The sequence below is a fragment of the Terriglobia bacterium genome (assembly GCA_035712365.1).
In the GTDB taxonomy this organism is placed as follows: Bacteria; Acidobacteriota; Terriglobia; order UBA7540; family UBA7540; genus SCRD01.
The window spans coordinates 135,621-155,310 of record DASTAW010000015.1 but is presented as its reverse complement, the minus strand read 5'-3'; the positions used below and the strand labels follow the sequence as shown (position 1 = coordinate 155,310).

Here is a 19,690-nt window from a genome sequence, read left to right as displayed (position 1 = left end):
TGAAGTTTATTTTTGCAAGGGCCGAACGGCAACTTCCTTGAAGAACACAATGTCGTTGTTGCTGTGGTTCTGGAGTCCGAAGTAGCCTTCATTGGGGCGCGGTCCGCGATAGGGTTCAAAGTTGAACTTGCGAGGCGGCGCCGCCTGGCCTTCGGTGTAATCCGTCACCTTGACGCCGTTCACCGTAACGATCGTGTGCGGACCGTCGAGCGTGATCACCATGGTGTTCCACTGTCCCGATCCCTTCCCAGGATAGGCAAGGGCCTTCGAGATGGAGTAAAGGCATCCGGTGGAATGATACTCCTTGGTCTCCCCTTTCGGGTCATTGTCGATTTGAACTTCATAGCCGTAATAGACGGGCATCCAGGGTTCGCGCGGTTCGATCGGAATTCGGATGAAGACGCCGGAATTGTCATTCTTGTCGCGCATTTTGTAGACGACACGAATCTGGTAATCGCCGAATTTCCGGCCCGTGTACCACAGCAGTCCCATGCCTCCGTATGATTCCAGCAGGCCGTCGGCAATCTTGAAGCCGCCGGGCCCCACGTGCTCCCAGCCCTCCATATTCTTCCCGTTGAAAAGCTGCTTCCAGCCGCCACTCTGGGCCATTCCGGGCGCCGTGACGAATCCAAGAATGGCACAGCACAGCAACAAGTGTTTCACCATTTTGCACCTCGATCAGATAAGAAAGAAGCGTCCTGGGCTCTTGAGCGAATCCGCGATTTCGAGGGACGCCACGCCGCCAGTGGTAGCAACGCCCTACGCAAATTCAGAGGCACTCAGAGAATAACGATGCTCTTGCGACTCGGTAGTGTAGCATATTTGGCATTTCAGGCAAGCAAATGCGCAGGAGTTATTCCCTCTCCGCATATGCCCGCCAGTCCTTTTTCCTGGCTGCAGCTCCTTATTCGACCGGCCAGCTTCCGCAGCCGCGGATTTTGCGAGCGGCCTCCGCCACGGTCTGGTTCGCGGGTTCGTTGGCCACTTCCGACGCGCCGGCGCCCGATGCTATAATTAAAGTAGCCGCAAAAGCGCCGAACCGCCTGGAGGGGGCAGAAGGGAGACCTTGGGGCCCCACCGGGAGCAGGTTCCCGGGGACCGCCGAGCAACCTTTTTATCCCAAGGCGACTTCTACATCATTAGGCCCCAGGGGAGGCGGTTGAGGGCAGTGCATTAATTAAATGGGCATCAAAACAATTCCTCAAACAAGGTCATATCTCAAGTCGCTGGCACTCCTGGTGGCGCTGGCCGGAATTTTTGTGCTTCCGCTGCGCGGCGCTCAACCCTTGAGCCAGGACGACATTACTCTGCTCCTGATTGGCGGCGCTTCCGAGTCGAAGATGATCACGCTGGTGGAGCAGCGGGGCGTGGACTTTCAGTTGACTCCGGAGCTGATTCAAAAATTCCAGAAGCAGGGCGCTACGCAGGCGCTGATTGACGCGATGGTTAGCAGCAATCGCCAAAGCGCGGCGAAAAAGTCGGGCCCTGCCACGGAAGCCTCCCAGAGAGCTCCTGGTTCGAGTTCGGGCATAAACCCTGAACTCCCCGGCTCCGGTCCCCAGGTCACGAATATATCCAATCCGCCCGCATCGACCGCCTCGTCGCAAAGCTCCAGGACTTCGGCGGTCAATCAAAAGATTAACGATGCGATCGCCCGTCCTTCCAGCAGTTCTGCACAGTCTGCCGGGGGCGAGGCTCCGCCTCCCCTGACGGCAGGGTCAAAGCAGGCGACGGAGGCTCCTTCGCCGAACCTGAGCGATCCCAGCCCCGCCCAGATCCAGAACATCATTCACGCCTTTGCAGCTAAAGAACTGACGTTCAAGCAGGCCAGGGATAATTACACCTATCGTCAGATCAACAAAGTTGAAACGCTGGACGCTGACGGCAGGGTCAACGGCATGTGGCAGCAGAATTGGGACATTCTTTTTGACGACCAGGGACACCGGATCGAAAAGGTTACGTATGCGCCTACGAGCTCGCTGACGGAGGTGACGATGACCGAGCAGGACCTGGATGCGATGCGCAGCATCCAGCCTTTCGTTCTCACCACCGACGAGCTTAATGAATATGAGATCAAGTATCTCGGTCACGTGAAAGTGGATTACATTACGGCCTATGTCTTCTCCATCCGCCCAATAGAAATCAAGAAACATAAGCAATACTTTAAGGGTGTGGTTTGGGTGGACGATCGCGATCTGCAGATTGTCAAGGCCCAGGGACGCCAGGTGCCAGAGGTGAACACCAGCAAGGAGCAAAACTTTTTCCCATCCTTCACGACCTGGCGGCAGCAGATCGACGGCAAATTCTGGTTTCCCACTTTTACGCTGGCGGACGACACCCTCTATTTCGCATCGGGCCCGGTGCACATCAAAGAGATCATCCGCTACACGGATTACAAACAGTTCAAGGCAAGTTCCGTGATTAAGGCTGTCGAGTCGATCGACCCGGCCAAGCCGGCCCCGCCGGATGCCAATACTCCTCCTTCCAGTTCCACGCCCAAAAAATAGCCTGGCCCTCCGGGACAGGTGTTTCCGCTGGTAAAATCTTGTGCATGAAAGTGGCTGGAGTGAATTGGCGCATGGTGCTGGTGCGGCCCCGCAATCCCCTCAACATCGGCGCCGCTGCACGCGCCATGGCCAATTTCGGTTTTGATGACCTGGTGATTGTGGCCCCATATGACCCTGTCTGGAGGGAGGCCCGTTCGGCCGTCGGCGCTGGGCATGTCCTGAAATCGGCGCGCATGGCAGACCGGCTTCCCGAAGCAATTGGCGACTGCAACTTCGTGGTGGGGACCACGACGGGCTCGCGACGAAACCTGGATCGTGGTCCCGTTCTGCTCACCGACTTCGCCTCAACCGCAGTGAAGCTTCCCGCCCGGGCGCGCGCTGCGGTCTTGTTTGGTTCTGAAAAGACCGGCTTATTGAATGATCATTTGAGTTACTGCCACATGCTGGTGCGGATTCCTACAACCGGCGAGTGCCCCTCGATGAACCTGGGACAATCCGTAGCGGTTGTCTGCTTTGAGCTGGCGCGAGCCGCTGGATTTCCCCACGCTGCCGCCAGCGGGCGCGCGCATTCGTCATTGCCGGCCAACCTTCAATCGCTCGACCACATCCTCGATCGTGCCGCCAGGCTCCTGGACCACGCCGGCTATTTCAAGCCCAAGGGAAAGCAGGCGCAGGTTTTGAAACTCCGCCGGCTGTTGATCGACCTGCGCTTGAGCAACCACGATGTGCGCGTGCTCGGCGGTGTGCTCGCACAATTGGAATGGAAATTGAATACAGGCCGGGCGTTCGGCAAAGAAGACTGCCCGGATGAGCAGGTTTAGTTGTCGGGAACGGTCGGCTGGAGTTCTCCCACCGGCTCGACGGGCCGCTCAAATCCGGGCTGGGTCTGGGGATCGCGCCAGTTATCAAGCAGCGCGATGTGCTGCACGCACTGGATGGTACAGCGCGAGGCGCACGATTTGATGGTGCGGTACTCGTGGTAAAGGTGCTGCGGTGTGTAGTTTTCCAGAGGGATGCCGGGATAACCCCGCTGCTGCGAGCAGTAATGGACCAGGCCGTCCTCGCAGACATAGAGATAGCGGCTTCCGGCGCGGCATCGCCAATCGCGCGGAATCCCCTGGGCCACATACTTCTGATGGCGATTAAATCGTGAGTATGAGCGCTTGCCCATGCCCATGATGGTGCTGAATATCTTTTGTTGCTGCGCGCTGAGCGGACGAAACTGCCCTTCATGATCGTGGATGACGCCAACCGTGGACGTAAAACCGAGTTCGATGGCGCGGCGTGCAACGGTGAGCGCGTCCTCGGGATCATTGACGGCGCTGCCCAGAACCGAATTGATATTGACCTGAAACACCGCATGCCCGGCAAGCAGTTGCAACTTCTGGTCAAGCACTTTCAGGCTTTTCTTTGAGATGTCGTCGGGCTTGACGTTGTCGATGCTGATCTGGAGATGTTCGAGCCCCGCATCGTTCAGGGAGTTGATTCGCGCCTGCGTCAGCAGATAGCCGTTGGTGATCATGCCGGCCATCATGCCGCGCCACCGAATATGCCTGATGATAGCTTCGAGCTGCGGATGGAGCAACGGCTCGCCCCCGCTGATGGTTATGATGCTCGTCCCCAGATCGGACAGGCGGTCAAGCCGGCGATACATCGTTTCAAGCGGCAACGGCTTGGAAAAATTGTCGTACTCGTTGCAGTAGGCACAGGAAAGGTTGCAGCGGCGAATAGGGATGATGTGGGCAAGGACGGGATGCCGAGAGGAGAGCAAGGCTTTGGAGATCATCCGAAGCTCTCGCACTCTCGTGCGAACAAATCGGGATTTTCGCTTCAGAGCGACTTTGTTCATCAAGATCAAGTCACCACTAAACCCGCGAACGCGGAATGCAATGCTCCCAAACAGCCCCGACGGTGCATGCGAAATATGATCCTGGGAAGCTGGGATTCCTCAAACTTGCCCATTATCGCCTGCTAAATTATAGATATACGACAAGATTGACGCAATCTGCAACCATTTCACTCTCAAATGTGGAAAGGGACGGTCGAAGCGTAAGAACCGGCTCTCAATCGGCGAGACCGTTCACGGCAAGTCGCTTTGCAGGAAGCGCTTACCTCCTGACCCGCTTGGCATCCTTTGCAACGTGGATCTGAAAGGTGGAGGATGGCAGATTGCGATTAACCTTGACAGAACTGTAACGGGCCACTAAGTAATCGCCGCCCGCCTCAAAAAACTTCTGCTGCACCGGAAGCCAGGATTCCTCGCTGATCCAAAGTTGGACCTTTGAAAGCTGAGACGCCACGCTCTCCTCCCGGGGAGTCAGTTCCAGAAGGGCAGTCGTATCCCCGCCCAACCCTTCTTCTCTCAGGTATTTCACCGCATAGACTTTTTGCATGTCGTCCGACTGGGTGCCGAATCCCAGCAGCAGAAACTGCTGGATCAGTTGAGAATGCTTGCTGGGATCAAATTCCTGGATCTGATTGATTTTTGGCTGGTAGATCTCCGCCTTGTTCTTCCTGAAAAGGATGATCTTAGGTACCGGCGCCGTAAACTTGATAAGGATATCGGGTGTTTTCGAATTTCGAAAATACAGCTCGCCGGATTCTGTGGAAAAGTCATTGACCAGGACCGTCACTTTAGTGTACTCGAGGTCCGCGGAGAGCGTCTTGAGGCGTTTGGCAGTCTGGTCCATATGGGAAAGGACTTGAGTGAGGTCCAACCGCTCCTTCCGGGCTTTTGAAAAAACCGGCAGGGCGTTTATCGCCAGCAAAACGCAAGATAGGCAGATGCAAACACCCTTTGATTTGATTCCGGACATGCTCATGTCACGCAATAGCCCTGTTCCATAAGAGTCCCCTCGGCGGCCGAGGGATGCCTTCTCAGCGTTTGAGCTCGACCGTGTAGCCGAGAATTACGTCCCCTGTTCCGAGGATCGGGCTGATGGACCTTATCTCGAAGGGCGGCGTAACGCGTTGCAGGAGCAACTGATGTACAGCGTCGTTGACGGGAACTTTCCCGAGCGATTCCACAAGCCTGGCATCCAGTTGATAGACCCACACCTGGTCTGTGTGACTGACTTCAACAATTCCCTGGACGTGTCGTAAGTCACTCAACTGGAGGCGAGGGCGATCGTGGAACCACTCGGTGGGAGAGAGAAAAATGAAGGCCAGAATCAGCAGGCAGATGACGTCATATTGCCAGCTTCCCCGCTCGTAAGACCAGAAAATCGCCCGCTTGATCACCAGCCTGATCTTGAAGCCGAGAGACGGGCGCCTGGCGCCCGCCGCGTGTACGTTGGGGCGCTGAACGGTTTCTTCGCCGAACTCGGTGCCAGGTGCCATACAAGTGTTATTGGTAAGATATCGAGAAAAGCTTGTGGAATCAATCGGAAACGACTCGGCCGTCACGCATGCGAATAATCCGGTCGCCCACTGAAGCCGCCTCCGGGTTGTGCGTGATCATCAGGATGGTCTGGCGAAAGTCCCGGTTCAGGTTTCGCAGCATGTTCAGCACAACCTGGGAGTTTTCAGTGTCCAGGTTGCCAGTGGGCTCATCGGCCAGCAGGAGCTTAGGCTCGCAGATAACCGCGCGCGCAATCGCCACGCGTTGCTGCTCGCCACCTGAGAGCGCATAAGGTTTACGGTCCAGCTTGTCTCTAATGCCCAGCATCTCCGCCACTGAGCCGAACCGATGCGGATTGAATCCGTCACCCTGAATGTGTTGTGCAATCGCGATGTTGTGCCTGGCAGTCAGGGTGGGCAGCAGATTGTACCGCTGGAATACAAAACCGATCTTGTGGCGGCGAAATTTTGTGCGTTCCCCGTCGTTCATCTCGAGGAAGTTGTTGCCATCCACCAGCACGCGGCCGCCGCTGGGCCGGGTTAAACCTCCCAGGACGTGCAGCAGGGTTGATTTGCCACATCCGGAGGGCCCCACAACAGCGAGAAATTCTCCTTCCTGGACGACAAGGTCCACCCCGCGCAGCGCCGGAACGTCAACTTTCCCGACTCGATAGGTTTTTGTCAGGTTCTCCGTTGAGATAATGGGTTCCATACAACCAAATCTGTTCCGGCTTTCCTCCGCAGCGGTCTCCAGAAATATAGATCCCATCGTGCTCCAACGTTCTCCTACTCGTACGCCAGCGAGTCCACTGGGTCGAGGCGGGCCGCACGTATTGCCGGGTAGAAGGCGCCCATCAATGAACCTCCCAGGGCCAGCAGTCCCGCCCAGAGCGCCCAATGTAAGGTCAATTCAACGGTTAAAGTAGGGAACGCCGCCACAATGCCTTTTCTTGCCAGCCACGTTCCTCCATATCCTGCAAGGATGCCGATGATGCTGAGCAGTCCGGCTTCCTGCAGTATCACACCTATGATATACCTTTTGCCTGCCCCCAGTGACTTTAAAATACCGATTTCGCGCGTTCTTTCAGTAATTGTCGTGTACATCGAAAGAAAAATGACCATAAAGCCGATTCCCACCGCTACCGCAATCATGGCCGTAATAAAGGCGTCCAACGCGGGAAGATCATTCGACGTCATCAGCGAGACATATTCCTTGACGGCGAGGATCTGGTGCGTCGGCAGCAGGTTGCGAATCGCCGTGGAAACAGACGGAATGTATCCGGGGTCGGTGCACTTGATATAAAAGATCGAAGCTTTATCATGCGCCCCGGTAAGGTCCTGGGCGGTCGATAAGGGAATGAAAATCCGCGCTCCCATGCCGTGCTCAACAATACCGGAGACGCGGAAGTTGTTATTCAGCAGATTCAGCGTTTGCCCAACTTTTACGTCATTCGAACGGGCATACCAGTCGTCCACAAGCATGTCATACGGATGCTCGAAGGGACCGCCTTTCAGGTAGACAAATCCGCCGCTCACCCGCTTGAAGCTCGGCATATCAACGCCATAAATCAGATTGATGCCGCCACGCGTGTTGAGAAACAACAGCACGGGGGTTACCGCCAGCACATGCGGGATTTCCGCAAGACGATCACCCACCTGGACCGGCATTGGGGCCTGGGTCAGCCCGAGGAACAACGAGGCGCCGGGAGGCTGCACCATGATGTCCGCTCCCACGCCCTGGACCCTTTTTGCCGTTTCATTCACCATGCCGTGGGTCATTCCGACGACGAGCATCACCATCCCCACCTCAATGGCCACGGCCAGAACGCTCACCAGCGTGCGGATCGGCCGGTGAAGAATATTCTCGAAGATCATCCTGTTGACCACGGTCCTCCCCCGGCTACTTTTCTCCGCCCAATTCGACCAGGGTTGAGTTTGGCGGCTGTTTCAACACAAATTTGTCCGGCGGAATCGGTTGATTGAACGTGGCCTTTTCCACCGTAATGGAAAGCGTGTAGCCTTCTTCCGGACGATTCAAGGTGATCTGGGCAGGATAACGGATCCCCTGGAAGTCGCGATAATCGGTGTATTCAACACCTTCCACGAGCGTTCCTCCGGGCCCGTAAAGCTGAAGGCCGGTAATACTCATATCGGAGCGATCGATCCACACTTTCCGTTTCAGGGCCAACTCACCCGAGCCGTTCGGTTCAACGACATTGATGACGTAATAGTACTTGTCATTGGACGCGTGGACCTCCTCATTGAAGAACTTCTCTTTTGTTTCATCGACGGGAGGAATGAGCAGGGCATCCAGAATATGAGAGGGCCTGAGATTTTCCAGAGGCTGATTGGCCGATCCTCGGTAGTCGACCCTTCCCTCGATGAACTTGTTTTTTGGAGGGATGGAAACTCGAAATTGCCGTCCGTCGGAAACCATGTCAAAAATTTCTGTCTTAACCACCGGCGCCTGGCCAAGAATGCGGATCGTGGCTGGTTTCTTCAGGAGGATAAAGCCGCCGACGGTCTGGTACTCGTTGATGACTCCTGTATAGACCGAGCCGGTGGTCGGCTTAAACTCGACGGTTGCGGTCATGGTGCTAATGCGCTGGCTCCACGCATCAACCTCTCTGGCAAGCTCCGCAACGGTGGCTTGCCTGGGAGGGGCTGAAACTGGCGGTGGGGAAAGACGGATCTTATGCTTAACAGCGCAGCTCCACCCTCCAATCATCACTGCCAGGAGGAGTGGGACAGCGGCCAAACGCCCGGTCAAAATCGGGAACTTGGGGCATGGTTCACACAAGTTCTTAGACTAGCACAGGCGGTATCTGTCGTCAATTCGCGCCTTTTGTTTTGTTGCGGATGCGGGGGATGCTGCCCGACCTGACCGCGTGGCACGGCACCGTTTGGCTCACTAAGCTGTCAGCCCCGGACAGGAGTGGCCAGCGTGCAGCCCGAGCTTGGGTTTCGTGGATCCAGTCATCAGGCATTCAGACAGTACCGGTAGGCATCAATGTGCGTTCGGGCCAGGTTCTTCCAACTGAATTTTTCAGACCGTTGCTTACCGCTCAGGCCCAATCCCCGCCTGACTTCAGAACTGTTTAGAACTTCACTGATCTTGCCAGCCAATGCTTCATGGTCTGGCGGGCTATCATAGTAGACGGCTGCCTCGGCCGCAACTTCCTCTGTGGAAGGGATGCGCGAGGCGACAATCGGCAGCCCGAAACACATTGCCTCCACCAATGGAGTGCCAAATCCTTCATACCAGGAAGGGAATGCAAAAAGTTCAGCGTGCGTATAAAGCCAGGCAAGCTCTTCGTCGGTCACGAACCCGGCCAGGATATACCGTTCGCGACAACTCTGGTGCTCAATTGAACTCCTGATTTCCGGAAACCCGAAGCCGGGTTTGCCCACCATCACGCACTGCAGGTCAAACTCCTCGGCGACGCGGGCAAACGCCTCCACCAGTGTGGTCACATTCTTCCGCCGTTCGAGCGTACCAACGAAAAGGATGTAGGGCTTATGGAGGCGCAACCGACTGGCAAGCTGACGGCGAAGTTCTTCGCACCTTCCGGCCGGTACTTCGGGCAGACGCGAGTCCCCGTTCCAGGCGCTCCGAACCTTTTCTTTGGCCAGGCCGAAGCGTTCGATGACCTCTTTCCTTATTGAGGCCGAAGGGCAAAGAATGAGATCGGCAACATTGACTGCCCGCGAAATAGCTTTGCGGATATAACTTACATAGGTCCGAGGAAGGGATTCAGGCATTTTCCAGGCAGTCAAGTCGTGGACGGACGCCACAAACCTGGCCTTGGATTTGCGATTACGCGGTACAAGGTAGTTTGTAAAATGGACGACGTCGGCATCAAGTCTGAGAATCTGAGCCTGGAAAGCTGTTTCGAGCCATGCTGCGTAGGCGAGGCGCCGGGCGATCGAGGGGCGGATTTTCCGGACCAGGTTCCTCGCTGGCGGAAGAACCTCGATTTCAGGATACTTTCCCAGTTCTCGCGCGAGGTTCACGGTATACCTGCCCACGCCCGTTCCTTTCTCCACCGAGAACCCGTCTTCGAGCAGAAGTTTCACCTGATACCTCGATCTGGTGCGCAGCCGGAGCAGTCCATTTCCCGTAAAGCGAGTCACTCCGTAATTTCAGAAACGATTCGTTTCTCCTTTGCCAGCCCCGCTTCCGACAGCACGCCGGGATAACGCCGCTCCGATGCTGTCCGCCAGCAGTTCGCTCCAGCGCTCGCGAAAAGCACTCACCGAAAAATCACGCTCGACCGTGTCTTGGGCGCACCTTCCCAGGCTTCTGGCGAGTTCGTCATTGCCCAGGAGCTGCTTCGCGCGCTCGACAGCCTGCGACACGTTTTCCACCAGGAAACCGTTTTCGCCGTCCCGGATGGGAGTAAACGGATGCTTCAGCGCAATCGCCGGCATACCGGAGGCCATCGCCTCCAGCAAGGCCAGGTTGTGGCCGGCCTCGGGCTCACGTGTAAGGTTCAGATACGCTCGGTGGCGTGAGTAGAGCGACCTCAAGTCATCCCAGTTTTTCGAAGGGCGGGAACCAGGAACGTGCGGATTCTCGCCGACGACGGTGACAGGAACCTGTTTCCGGATTTCCATCAGCTCATCGAAGGCAAAATGCTCCCTGTGCAGGGTGTTGCCGACAACCAGGAGAGACCGCTCCGTGCCCTGATAGGCCTCCATTTCATCCAGAGGTATGCCCTGGTCGATTGTCGTCCCATCGAATCCCCAATCGGACCGCGCGTAGGGAGAGATGAACACGACCCTCATCAGTCCCAGAACAACCAGAGGGCGCAGCACGGCACTGGAGTAGAGCTGCTTCGCAAATCTGCGAATCCTGCTGCGGCTGAATCCGCTGCGCGCTCTTCGGCCATGGATGACCTGAATGTAAGGCTTATGGTAGCGCAGGCAGTAAGGAAGAAGCCTTCCCAGGTCGTGCCGAACATCGTGCCCGATCACAGCGTCAAACCGTGCGAAATCCCGCCGCGCGGTGTCCCATGTTCCCAGCTTGTAATTTGCCGGCATGGGACGGTTCCACTCCTGCCATTCGCCCATGACGAGCCACTGATGCCCGATTTTCGACAGGTTGTAGAGATAGCCCGTGTGCCAGTTGCAGGTAAGGAGGTTAAGGCTTGGAACTTTTCCCATATCAGGATTATCCCGGCCGATGCCGGATGATTCTATCAACTTGCGGCAGGAACGGGATCTTGAATCCGGTGATCATTGCACAATTCCAGAAATAGCCGCTCATATGAGGCGATCACTTTAGCCGGTTCGAAATCGGTTACCCGTTCCATCGCAGCCGAGATCAGTCGCTCACGGAGGGCCGTATCGGTCAGCAGCGAAACGATCCCTCGCGCCAGGGCCTCCTCATCGGCCACCGGAACCAGGATTCCACATTTGCCGTTCAGAAGGACTTCCGACGGCCCGGCCACGCAGTCCGTCGCTACCACGGGCAGCCCGCACGCCATGGCCTCTACAAGAACCATTCCAAATCCCTCGCTAAGGGACGGAAACGCGAACACGGAGCTCCGGGACATGTAGCGATAGGGGTTGCTCTGAAAACCTGCGAAGCGGACCTTTTCCTGCAGTCCTTTCTGTCTGACCAGTTCACGAATCGCATTCTCCAGTGAGCCTTCACCGACCAGGACCAGCCGGGCATCGATTTCCTTGATCACGCGCTCGAAGGCGCCAACCAGGTATTCCAGTCCCTTCACGGTTGCCATTCTGCCGACCCAAAGTACCACAGGCCTGTCTCTGTCATGCAACCATGGATCGTCGACCTGTTCCCGAGACAGCTTCTGGATTCTTTTGATGTCGACCGGGTTGTGAATAAGAACTATTTCCCCCTCCGCAACCTTCATTTCTCTCACAAGATATTGCCGCACGCCGTCGGAGATTGCGACAATCCGGTCGGCAAGCGGATACAGGAACCAGTTGAGGAGACGCATCATCAGTGACGTCACCCGATCTGCGCGATACTTCAATGCCCCCGCTCCATGCTCCCCAATGATGACGCTCGTGTTCTTCCTCGCCAGCCTAGCCGCCAGAATCAGTCCCCAATTGGTCATTCCACCCATCCCGACGGCGATCTCAGGCTCTTCCAGACGAATTATCCGCCGCAGTCGGAATACCGCTGTCAGGTTGGCTTTCAGCTTCTGAAACAGGCTGCCGCCCCCATGGATGTGGAGAGTGTATTCGGTGGTTCCTTCAGGGACTGGAAAAACTCTCGCTTCCGAATAGGTGACCAAGACCGGATTAAACACATCCCGGTTCAGGTGATTGAGAATGCCCGACGCCACCTGTGGAGATCCGCCGTCTTTCAGGTCATAACAGAAAAATAGAACCTTGCGCATCGGCAGTGTAGCTCCCGATCTAGCTGCTGAGCACGGGTGACGTCACCTTGCTGCTCCGCGGCCAGGCTGGATGGGCAACGCGGGAAGCCTGGGAATTCTTCGGCCGGCGGTATTGCGATACTTCCGGGCCATCGGCAGCAGGAAGAAAATGCAAAAGGGGAGGAGCAGCACCAGAGGGGGAAGTATCGACAATGCAACGCCCTCAAGGCCGACTAAGATGATTCCGGTGCTGCTGAGCTGGATGCCGTAACTGACAATCCCGCCCCACACGACCAGCGAAACAAGGTTCATTGTTTCCTGGCGATAAAGATACCTGTGGACCAGGCCGAATCCCAACCCCTGAAGGAACGAATACAACAACAAGCCCGCCATTCCCCACTCGATGTATCCTGTCCCTTCCGGTGTCAAGGTGACCGACAAATCCACGCTGTCGGGCGGCAAACCCTGCATGAGGTTGTACACATATTCTGATATCACCGGCGTTTTGGGCGCGCCTGTCAATTGCTCGTTGATCCGCTTCATTTCAAGACGGAGCGCACGGCCGTGCATGGGGCCTCCGAAGCGTTCCATGTACTTGAACGTAAAATCGAGGGGATCCGCAGCCATGGTGGTAAGCCGATCCGCGTAGGTTTGATAGATGCCTTCCGCCTGCCAGTACCCTTGATAGGACACCATGCGAACCGCTACGATGATTGCCGATACTGGAACGACGATGATAATCAGGGGCAACACAGTTTTCCAGAATTCCCGTTTCTTGTTCATGTAAAAAAGCAAAATGTTAAACCAGACAAACACCATGATGGCTGCGCTCTTGGTAGCAAGCAACCCGTTGGCAAGGATTGCAAGCCCTAGTCCCAGATACATCATTCCCTTGGCCATGGGGGAACCGGTTTCGCGATAAACGGCCCATGCCATAAGCCCAAGGACCGCATAGCAGCCAGGGCCGAAAACCGTCATCAGCCGATTGACCACGCCGCTGGTCGATTGGACCCAGGCGAGCGCAGGATTACTGGCAAGGATTGGGAATCCCTGATTAGCAAAAAAGATGATCGTCACGAAAGTCGCGGCAAGAAGCGATACAAACAAGCCGACACTCAAAGGCAAAGCTGGAAACAGCAGCTTGATCCGCGTCAGCCCGGGTTGATTGCCGGGCTTTGGATCAGCGCTTGACGAGTTGCGCTTAACCCGCAGATTTCGAGTCTTAATTCTAGATTTACCGCCCCGAAGGGAAAAAAGGAAATCGGCTACGAGAAGGCCCAGAAAAAACATTGCGAAGCCGGCGGCTGCATATTCATAGGAAGGGCCCCCGAACTGGGCATGAATTTGCAGAAGCCCCACGAATATGAACGCGAACAGCGCCGCCCAAAAAACAGGGAGGCAGAAAACGGTTTTATACCGCCAGATGATCGCGGCGATGATTCCGGCAACAGCAAGAGAAACTGCGATTTCAGTCAAGTTTGCTTCCTGGAAACCCGACCATCGTACAACCACCGATTATAGAACACGCACGACCTTCGGGGTAGATGCGCGCGGGTTCCTGAAGGATAAAGTGTCTCCGAAGCGTCTGCCAGGCCCAATGAGGATTGCATAATAGAGTGACGGACTTCCGTAGCGCTGGTCCCGCCAAGCGGGACCGGCCCTGAAATTGCCGCCAGGACGACGGCGCTACAAACTATCTTGTCACCATATTTTGTAATCCTCAGTAGATTGGTCGCCCTGGCATGCCGGGACAGCGAGATTAGATTCTAAAGCCTCTCATCTGTTCAATGGGTCAGATCGCCCACAACTCTGGCTGCATCGACAGAACTTGCGCCGCAGCTCTCCGGCTGCTTCTGCGCGATCACCGTGAAAGTTTCACACAGGTTCCGTTGGTTCAAGCGTGAAGTGAAAATTTGCCAGGCCAGTTCGGAAGCGTGCAAAGGCAAGAGGAAGTTGCAATATTCAGAACGATATGCAGGATAGATTTGCACATCTCTGAATCCCACACCCAACAAGAGAGCTTCCAAACGAGAGGGATAGCAATGGCGGTAATGGGCGGGGAAGCCCGTCTCCCCCTTGCTTTCCCAGTGGAGAAAACTCAACAGAACTTTCGAAAGTTGGTTCGGCAAGGCCGCGTTGAGCAGCGCGTACGGCGCGAACTTGTTGGGGACGTAGCTGATCAGGGAACCGCCTGGGCGGAGGGCGCGCAGTATATGAAGGTACATTGCGCTCGGGTTAGTAACGTGCTCCGTGACGCTGCGAGCGATGGCCAAATCTGCTGCGGGCAGAGCAGTTCCCTCTGTAATGTCACCACAGATCGTCTGATCGTAACAGCCTGGCGGCGCCGCCTCGAGTTCTTCCTGTGAAATATCGACACCGATCACGCGCAGATCTAGCGAGGCCTTCAGGTCAGGGGCGATGGCTGGCCTCTTTCCTCCCCCAACGTCCAGCACCACCATGCCGGGGTGAAGGGCAGACCGTATCGCAGCCATGAAGTCAACGGAGCCATCGCCTCTGCGACCGTGAGGGTCAAGGAGCGCGTCCAGCTTCCGTGACCAACCACGATTCAGCGTTATGAGGCGCCTGGCAATCGCTATTGATGCTGACACAGCGCGCTATTCTCGAAATATAGAATGTGTGAAAGCACCGGCCCGGGATTTTGCAGCAAGCGGAAGCCCTTGCGCTGCAGTGTCTCTGTGACCTCGTTCGCAAGGGTTGGGGAGTGATACTCCAAAACAATTCTCCGAATCGATCCCAGCCGTCCGTCCGCTCCGGAAAGTACCCTGGTTTCGAAACCCTCGACATCGATTTTGAGCAAGTCGATCTTCGGGAGCTGGTAGGCCGTCATCATTTCCTCCAGCGTGATCTGGTCCACTTCCGTAAACCCGGGCCCCTGTTCACTCACATCGACGACGCACCCCGTTCCGCTCGAATCGCCTTTCCTGAAGCAGGCCTTGCCGGTTCGATCCCCGACGCACTTGGGGATTACGGTTGCGTTGGAAATACCGTTCAAGTCCAGATGGGCCTTAAGCCACGTCAGGTTTTCGGCATCTGGTTCAACCGCATACACCCAGCCGTGCGGGACCCGCATCGCAGCATAACACGTGAATATCCCCTGGTTGGCGCCCAGGTCCACCACGATATCGCCCCCCTGAGGAACAAAAGCGGGGAAAAAGCTGTATGCTGCCGCCCCGAAAATTTCGTAGTACATGGACACGGTGTGGTTGTCACAATAAAAAGATATATCAAAATTCACGATGATATGTTTCCGCGCCCCAATTCTTCTCGGCCGTCCCAATCTCTCCACGAGCACTTCATCTTCCAGCTTGACCAGAAGGGCCCGGTAAAGGCTCGTCGCATCTCTGGCGGTCAGCAGGGTCTTCGCATAGAGCAGCGAGCGCTCCGCGAGTATACGGGGGTGGCTACTGGTTCTCATGTCTCACGTCCAGGAAGCCATCCTTTGTACAGGCGGGATGGCCCAAATCCCTGGTGCTTTTTTTCAGGGGCTGATCCGTTTCCCGAGCCGGCCAAGGACACCGTCGATAGCTGCCTGGCAAAGGACCTTGCAACGGGCAATCTTGTGATCGTAGAAGACGAGCGCGGCTCCAAGCGGCCTTGTAACAGCCAGCACAGGAACCAAAGGAGCCAGCCAGGGCTTCACATATCGGGTTCTGATGAAAATCGAGTTGCGAAGATTGTAATAGAACCTCCAGCTTTCACTCAGCGGTGCTGCCGGGCCCCTCGACTTTTTCACCAGGGTACTGCTTCGAGGAGACGGCACCCAAACGTATTTGTGAATGACTTTGCTGGCGGGAACCAGGAAGACCTTAAACCGCCTCGAAATGCGATAGATAAACTCCGTGTCATCCCAGTAAATGAATAGATCTTTGACTGGCAGCCCGACAGCGTCGATGGCCTCTCGCCGAATCATCCCGCCCAGAAAGCCCGCAGCTTCGATGGGGACAAGCGATTGACCGAGAGATCCCTCGCTGATGGCCGGGCAGGCTGCCATCAGCCAATTGAACCGTCTGTAAGGGAAAACCTGGGCTTTCCCGTTGGAGTCAAGCACAAGAGATGCCAGGTACCCCACAGAAAGATCGTTAAAGGCTGGAGATTCGACGAGCGTCATCAATGCGTCAGGCATCGGCTCCACGTCGTCGTCCATCACCCAGATCCAGTCGTGTCCTTTTTCATGCGCCAGGCGAATGCCTTCGTAAAAGCCGCCTGCTCCACCCACATTCTCCTCCAGCCGAACGTGGGTCATCATGCCATCGTATTTTTCGCTTAACATTTCTGCGGTGCCGTCAGTGGATGCGTTGTCGATGACCAGAATTTCATCGAGCGGGCGCTCCTGGGCGATGAGGGCATCAAGACAACCCGCCAGCAGAACACGACGGTTGTAGGTGACCACCACGGCGGCAATACGAGGATGGCTCTTAGCAGTCGTCATGGACCACCTTCTCCCGCTTGCCTTCCAGGATGTGATCAACGGCTTCCACTCCCATCATCACGGAGTGGTCCATGTTCCCCACTTCGTAGCGCCAGGCCCCGAACCTGCCACGCGAATAAATCTTCATCTGCAAAAGTCCGGGCAGGATGATCTCCAGCGCGGCATCACGGTCCAGCGTGGGGATAGGGTAAGAATACGGCACTTCCCGAACATAGCGTGAAACCACCCGCTCACGGTCGCCAGGTTCCAGCAGGCCTTCGCGGATGAGCCCCGCTACGGCGCGTTCCATCAGGTCATTGCGGTCAATCGACGAGCCATCCCGCAAAGAGACCTCACACATCAAAGAGCTGTAATGTTCCACGTCGCCGCGCGGGACGTTAAAGGGTGAGTAATTGGAAAAGTATGTCGCCCGATAAAATGGAATCTCAGGTGACGGGAAATAGACCCAGCACTTCGTTGTATCGAGTTTCTTTTTCAGCCCTACTCCGAGCACGACCAGATTGTTGTGCTTCAACTGGCTCGCAGCTTCGATGAGCCGATTTTCAGCAGGTTTCAGGAGATTGACCAGCCGATCAACCGGGACCGTGCTGATGAGCGAATCGAATCGTTCGCCGGTCCCATCGGCGAACGATACGGTGCGCCGTTGCATATCGACTTCCACCAGGTCCTTTCCATATGTGATGTGGTCGCCAAGATGCGTGCTGACCCGGCGATAGAGTTCACCCGTTCCGCCATGCAAAGGGAACTTGAATTTGCTGTTGGGACCCCAGCCCAGGTCATCCTGGCCGCAAACAACGTTGTGGAGCAGGCGTTTGAAGTCCACCACAGAGACGCGGTCCGCAATCCAGTCCTTTGACATCTCCTCCAGCGGCGTCGTCCAAACCTTGGTATTGTAAGGAAACATGAACTGGGCGGCAATTCCATCCCCGAACGTTGCCACGATCCAATCCCGAAAATTGCAAGCGCGGTTCGCGCTTGAATTTCCCCATGCCCTGGCCGCGCCCAGCAGGCACTCGACCTGAGCTTCTTTGGGAAGATAGCGGAGGTTGTTCTGGAAAGGATACGGTACCCAATTGCGGCCGTTGACAATCCAGCTTTCGCGGATGCGCTCATGGACCTCATCTCCGAGGAACCTGTCGATCAACTGATCGAAGTAGGGGAAATGGGAAAAGATGACATGCCCGCCTTCGTCCCAGGTAAACCCGTGTTCGTCAACAAAAGACGCCGCATGCCCGCCCGGGTAATCTTGACGCTCATACAAGGCCCAGTTTTCGTGACCGAGGTCGGCTAATCTCAAGCCTGCGCCCATGCCCGTCGGTCCTGCCCCAATAATCACAATTCGCTGCATCATTCTCTGTTTGCCATCACCGTATGTTTCTCGGGCCATTCCTGGTGAATCATGGAGGCCTGCCCTGCCAGGCTGGGCCACACTCGGGTCTATAGGAAAGCACGCCCCGTCCCCGGCGGAGCATTCATTGTATATCAGGAACTTTACAGCAAATGATCGAGGTGCTGGTATCCTGAGACGGTATAAGGGTGAAGCGTAGTGTTGAGTAGCGGATCAATCGGGGCAAGTTTCGGTTGACACGGAGAGGGAGGCATGGGAAAGTTCATCGCTCAAAAAAGGGAGCGGCTGCTCAGGTTTGATACACGGAACGTAAGGGCGACAGACGCATACGGACGTTCATGAAAGATTCCCTCGAAGCAACAGGATTGAACTCCCTCGGGAATTTTCGGCTGCTAGTCCGGCGGGTCCTCCAAAGCGCGGTCGCGCGAAACGCTTTTTCCCTCTACTCGTTCCGCTTTTCCAACTATCTCCTCCAATTAATCACTATTCCTTATCTGGTCCGTGTATTGGGCGCTGAATCTTTCGGCCTCCTTGGGTTCGCCCAGGGTCTGGTCAACAGTTTTGCCGTCGTCGTTGATTATGGATTTGACTGGTCCGCCACGCGGGAGATATCGACCCGGAGGGAGAACATTGCGTCGGTCAGCCGTGTCGCAATGAGCATCTGGGGAGCGAAACTTTGCCTTTGCCTGCTTTGCCTCATGGCGTTGCTTCCTGTCACCTTGCTGGTTGCCAAAGTAAGGATGGCCGCATTGCTTGTTTTGGCCCTGACGGGCATCATGTTTGGGAGGGTACTCTTCCCGACCTGGCTCTTTCAGGGCCTCGAAAGAATGGGAGCTATCGCCGCTATCAACGTTTCGATCAGAGCGATCGGATTGCTGGCCTTGATTCTTCTTGTGCGTGGTCCCAATGACCTCCTGGCTTGCGCCATCATTCTGTCCGGGCAAGCGTTTCTTACAGGGGCTTGTGGCGCGGTCTTTGCTTTTTTGAAGTTCCAAATTCGGCTTGTCTCGCCGAGCTGGCGCGACATCATGACGAGTTTGAAGGACGGCTGGGCCCTGTTTCTGTCTTCTGGGGCGTCAATACTTTATCTTTCAGGGAACGCCTTCATATTGGGAATGCTGGTTCCGGACATTTCAGTGGTGGGCTATTATGATGCCGCGGAACGTCTCGTTAGAGTGGCAATGGATCCGCTGGGTCCGATCTACCAGGCGTTCTTTCCCAGGATCAATAAGCTGGCCCACGCTTCGAAGGAGCTTACCCTTCGCGAAGGTAGAAAGGTCCTTGCTCTACTGGTCCCGCTTGGAATCGCAATCTTTGCAGTGATGATGGTTGGCTCGCCCATCATCGTGAGACTGGTGTTTGGAGCGAAGTTCATGGCCTCGGCAGGCATTTTGCGAATCCTTTCTTTCAATGTCCTGAACCTGGCGCTGGCTGCGGTCTGGTCAACGCTGATGATGATGTCCTTCAAGCGGGACTATGCCGTGGTTAAGATACTACTTGGCGCTGGACTGGTGAACGTGGGGCTCGCCTTTCTGCTGGTTCCTGCTTACGGAGCAAAGGGCATGGCCGCATGTGTCGTGGCTGCTGAAACCTTTGTTAACGTAAGCTCTTTCCTTTACACGCTGAAGCACGGTTTGAATCCGCTCCGACTCAAGGTCGGGCAACAGGGGGACTGAAATGAGGCAGGCTTAGC

18 protein-coding genes are annotated in these 19,690 nt (G+C 55.9%); 3 read left to right on the top strand and 15 right to left on the bottom strand.

Going from position 1 to position 19,690, the window contains the following annotated elements; translation table 11 throughout:
• Positions 1 to 6 precede the first annotated feature (6 nt).
• Positions 7 to 666 carry a DUF1080 domain-containing protein gene (locus VFQ24_04380; protein HET9177576.1) on the bottom strand — a complete coding sequence of 220 codons (660 nt, stop codon included), beginning with the start codon at positions 664 to 666 and terminating at the stop codon, positions 7 to 9.
• Between the two features lie 515 nt (positions 667 to 1,181).
• Between VFQ24_04380 and VFQ24_04375 the strand changes: the two genes are divergently transcribed.
• Together VFQ24_04375 and VFQ24_04370 are read left to right on the top strand one after the other, a co-directional pair.
• Entirely contained in the window at positions 1,182 to 2,507 is a 1,326-nt protein-coding gene (locus VFQ24_04375; GenBank protein ID HET9177575.1) for a hypothetical protein, read from the top strand.
• A 59-nt stretch (positions 2,508 to 2,566) separates the two neighbouring features.
• A complete protein-coding gene (locus VFQ24_04370; protein ID HET9177574.1) occupies positions 2,567 to 3,328 on the top strand; it encodes a TrmH family RNA methyltransferase in 762 nt (253 codons plus the stop codon).
• Here the strand turns inward: VFQ24_04370 and VFQ24_04365 are convergent.
• The 14 genes from VFQ24_04365 to VFQ24_04300 form a co-directional block, all read right to left on the bottom strand.
• Positions 3,325 to 4,356 (bottom strand): radical SAM protein, encoded by a 1,032-nt coding sequence (locus tag VFQ24_04365; protein HET9177573.1) that lies wholly within the window; start codon positions 4,354 to 4,356, stop codon positions 3,325 to 3,327. The genes VFQ24_04370 and VFQ24_04365 overlap by 4 nt on opposite strands.
• A gap of 259 nt (positions 4,357 to 4,615) precedes the next feature.
• A complete protein-coding gene (locus VFQ24_04360) occupies positions 4,616 to 5,224 on the bottom strand; it encodes an outer membrane lipoprotein carrier protein LolA (GenBank protein HET9177572.1) in 609 nt (202 codons plus the stop codon).
• 160 nt (positions 5,225 to 5,384) lie between these two features.
• Positions 5,385 to 5,846 carry a hypothetical protein gene (locus tag VFQ24_04355; protein ID HET9177571.1) on the bottom strand — a complete coding sequence of 154 codons (462 nt, stop codon included), beginning with the start codon at positions 5,844 to 5,846 and terminating at the stop codon, positions 5,385 to 5,387.
• A gap of 40 nt (positions 5,847 to 5,886) precedes the next feature.
• Positions 5,887 to 6,615 (bottom strand): ABC transporter ATP-binding protein, encoded by a 729-nt coding sequence (locus tag VFQ24_04350; protein HET9177570.1) that lies wholly within the window; start codon positions 6,613 to 6,615, stop codon positions 5,887 to 5,889.
• A 17-nt stretch (positions 6,616 to 6,632) separates the two neighbouring features.
• On the bottom strand, positions 6,633 to 7,733 hold the full coding sequence (locus tag VFQ24_04345) for an ABC transporter permease (protein ID HET9177569.1): 1,101 nt from the start codon (positions 7,731 to 7,733) through the stop codon (positions 6,633 to 6,635).
• A 13-nt stretch (positions 7,734 to 7,746) separates the two neighbouring features.
• Positions 7,747 to 8,439: an outer membrane lipoprotein-sorting protein gene (locus VFQ24_04340; protein HET9177568.1), complete on the bottom strand. Its 693-nt coding sequence runs from the start codon at positions 8,437 to 8,439 to the stop codon at positions 7,747 to 7,749.
• A gap of 386 nt (positions 8,440 to 8,825) precedes the next feature.
• Positions 8,826 to 9,923: a glycosyltransferase family 1 protein gene (locus VFQ24_04335; protein ID HET9177567.1), complete on the bottom strand. Its 1,098-nt coding sequence runs from the start codon at positions 9,921 to 9,923 to the stop codon at positions 8,826 to 8,828.
• A 66-nt stretch (positions 9,924 to 9,989) separates the two neighbouring features.
• Entirely contained in the window at positions 9,990 to 11,012 is a 1,023-nt protein-coding gene (locus VFQ24_04330) for a glycosyltransferase (GenBank protein HET9177566.1), read from the bottom strand.
• Positions 11,013 to 11,047: 35 nt separating this feature from the next.
• A complete protein-coding gene (locus VFQ24_04325) occupies positions 11,048 to 12,220 on the bottom strand; it encodes a glycosyltransferase (protein ID HET9177565.1) in 1,173 nt (390 codons plus the stop codon).
• A gap of 42 nt (positions 12,221 to 12,262) precedes the next feature.
• Complete coding sequence (locus VFQ24_04320; GenBank protein ID HET9177564.1) at positions 12,263 to 13,675, bottom strand: O-antigen polymerase; 1,413 nt, start codon at positions 13,673 to 13,675, stop codon at positions 12,263 to 12,265.
• A 308-nt stretch (positions 13,676 to 13,983) separates the two neighbouring features.
• Positions 13,984 to 14,691, bottom strand: coding sequence for a class I SAM-dependent methyltransferase (locus VFQ24_04315; protein ID HET9177563.1), 708 nt, complete (start codon positions 14,689 to 14,691; stop codon positions 13,984 to 13,986).
• Between the two features lie 101 nt (positions 14,692 to 14,792).
• Positions 14,793 to 15,635 (bottom strand): FkbM family methyltransferase, encoded by an 843-nt coding sequence (locus VFQ24_04310; protein HET9177562.1) that lies wholly within the window; start codon positions 15,633 to 15,635, stop codon positions 14,793 to 14,795.
• A gap of 63 nt (positions 15,636 to 15,698) precedes the next feature.
• Positions 15,699 to 16,649: a glycosyltransferase family 2 protein gene (locus tag VFQ24_04305; protein HET9177561.1), complete on the bottom strand. Its 951-nt coding sequence runs from the start codon at positions 16,647 to 16,649 to the stop codon at positions 15,699 to 15,701.
• Complete coding sequence (locus VFQ24_04300) at positions 16,636 to 18,036, bottom strand: FAD-dependent oxidoreductase (GenBank protein HET9177560.1); 1,401 nt, start codon at positions 18,034 to 18,036, stop codon at positions 16,636 to 16,638. Before VFQ24_04300 ends, VFQ24_04305 begins: the two co-directional genes overlap by 14 nt.
• A gap of 299 nt (positions 18,037 to 18,335) precedes the next feature.
• Between VFQ24_04300 and VFQ24_04295 the strand changes: the two genes are divergently transcribed.
• Complete coding sequence (locus tag VFQ24_04295; GenBank protein HET9177559.1) at positions 18,336 to 19,673, top strand: flippase; 1,338 nt, start codon at positions 18,336 to 18,338, stop codon at positions 19,671 to 19,673.
• The last annotated feature ends 17 nt before the right edge of the window (positions 19,674 to 19,690 follow it).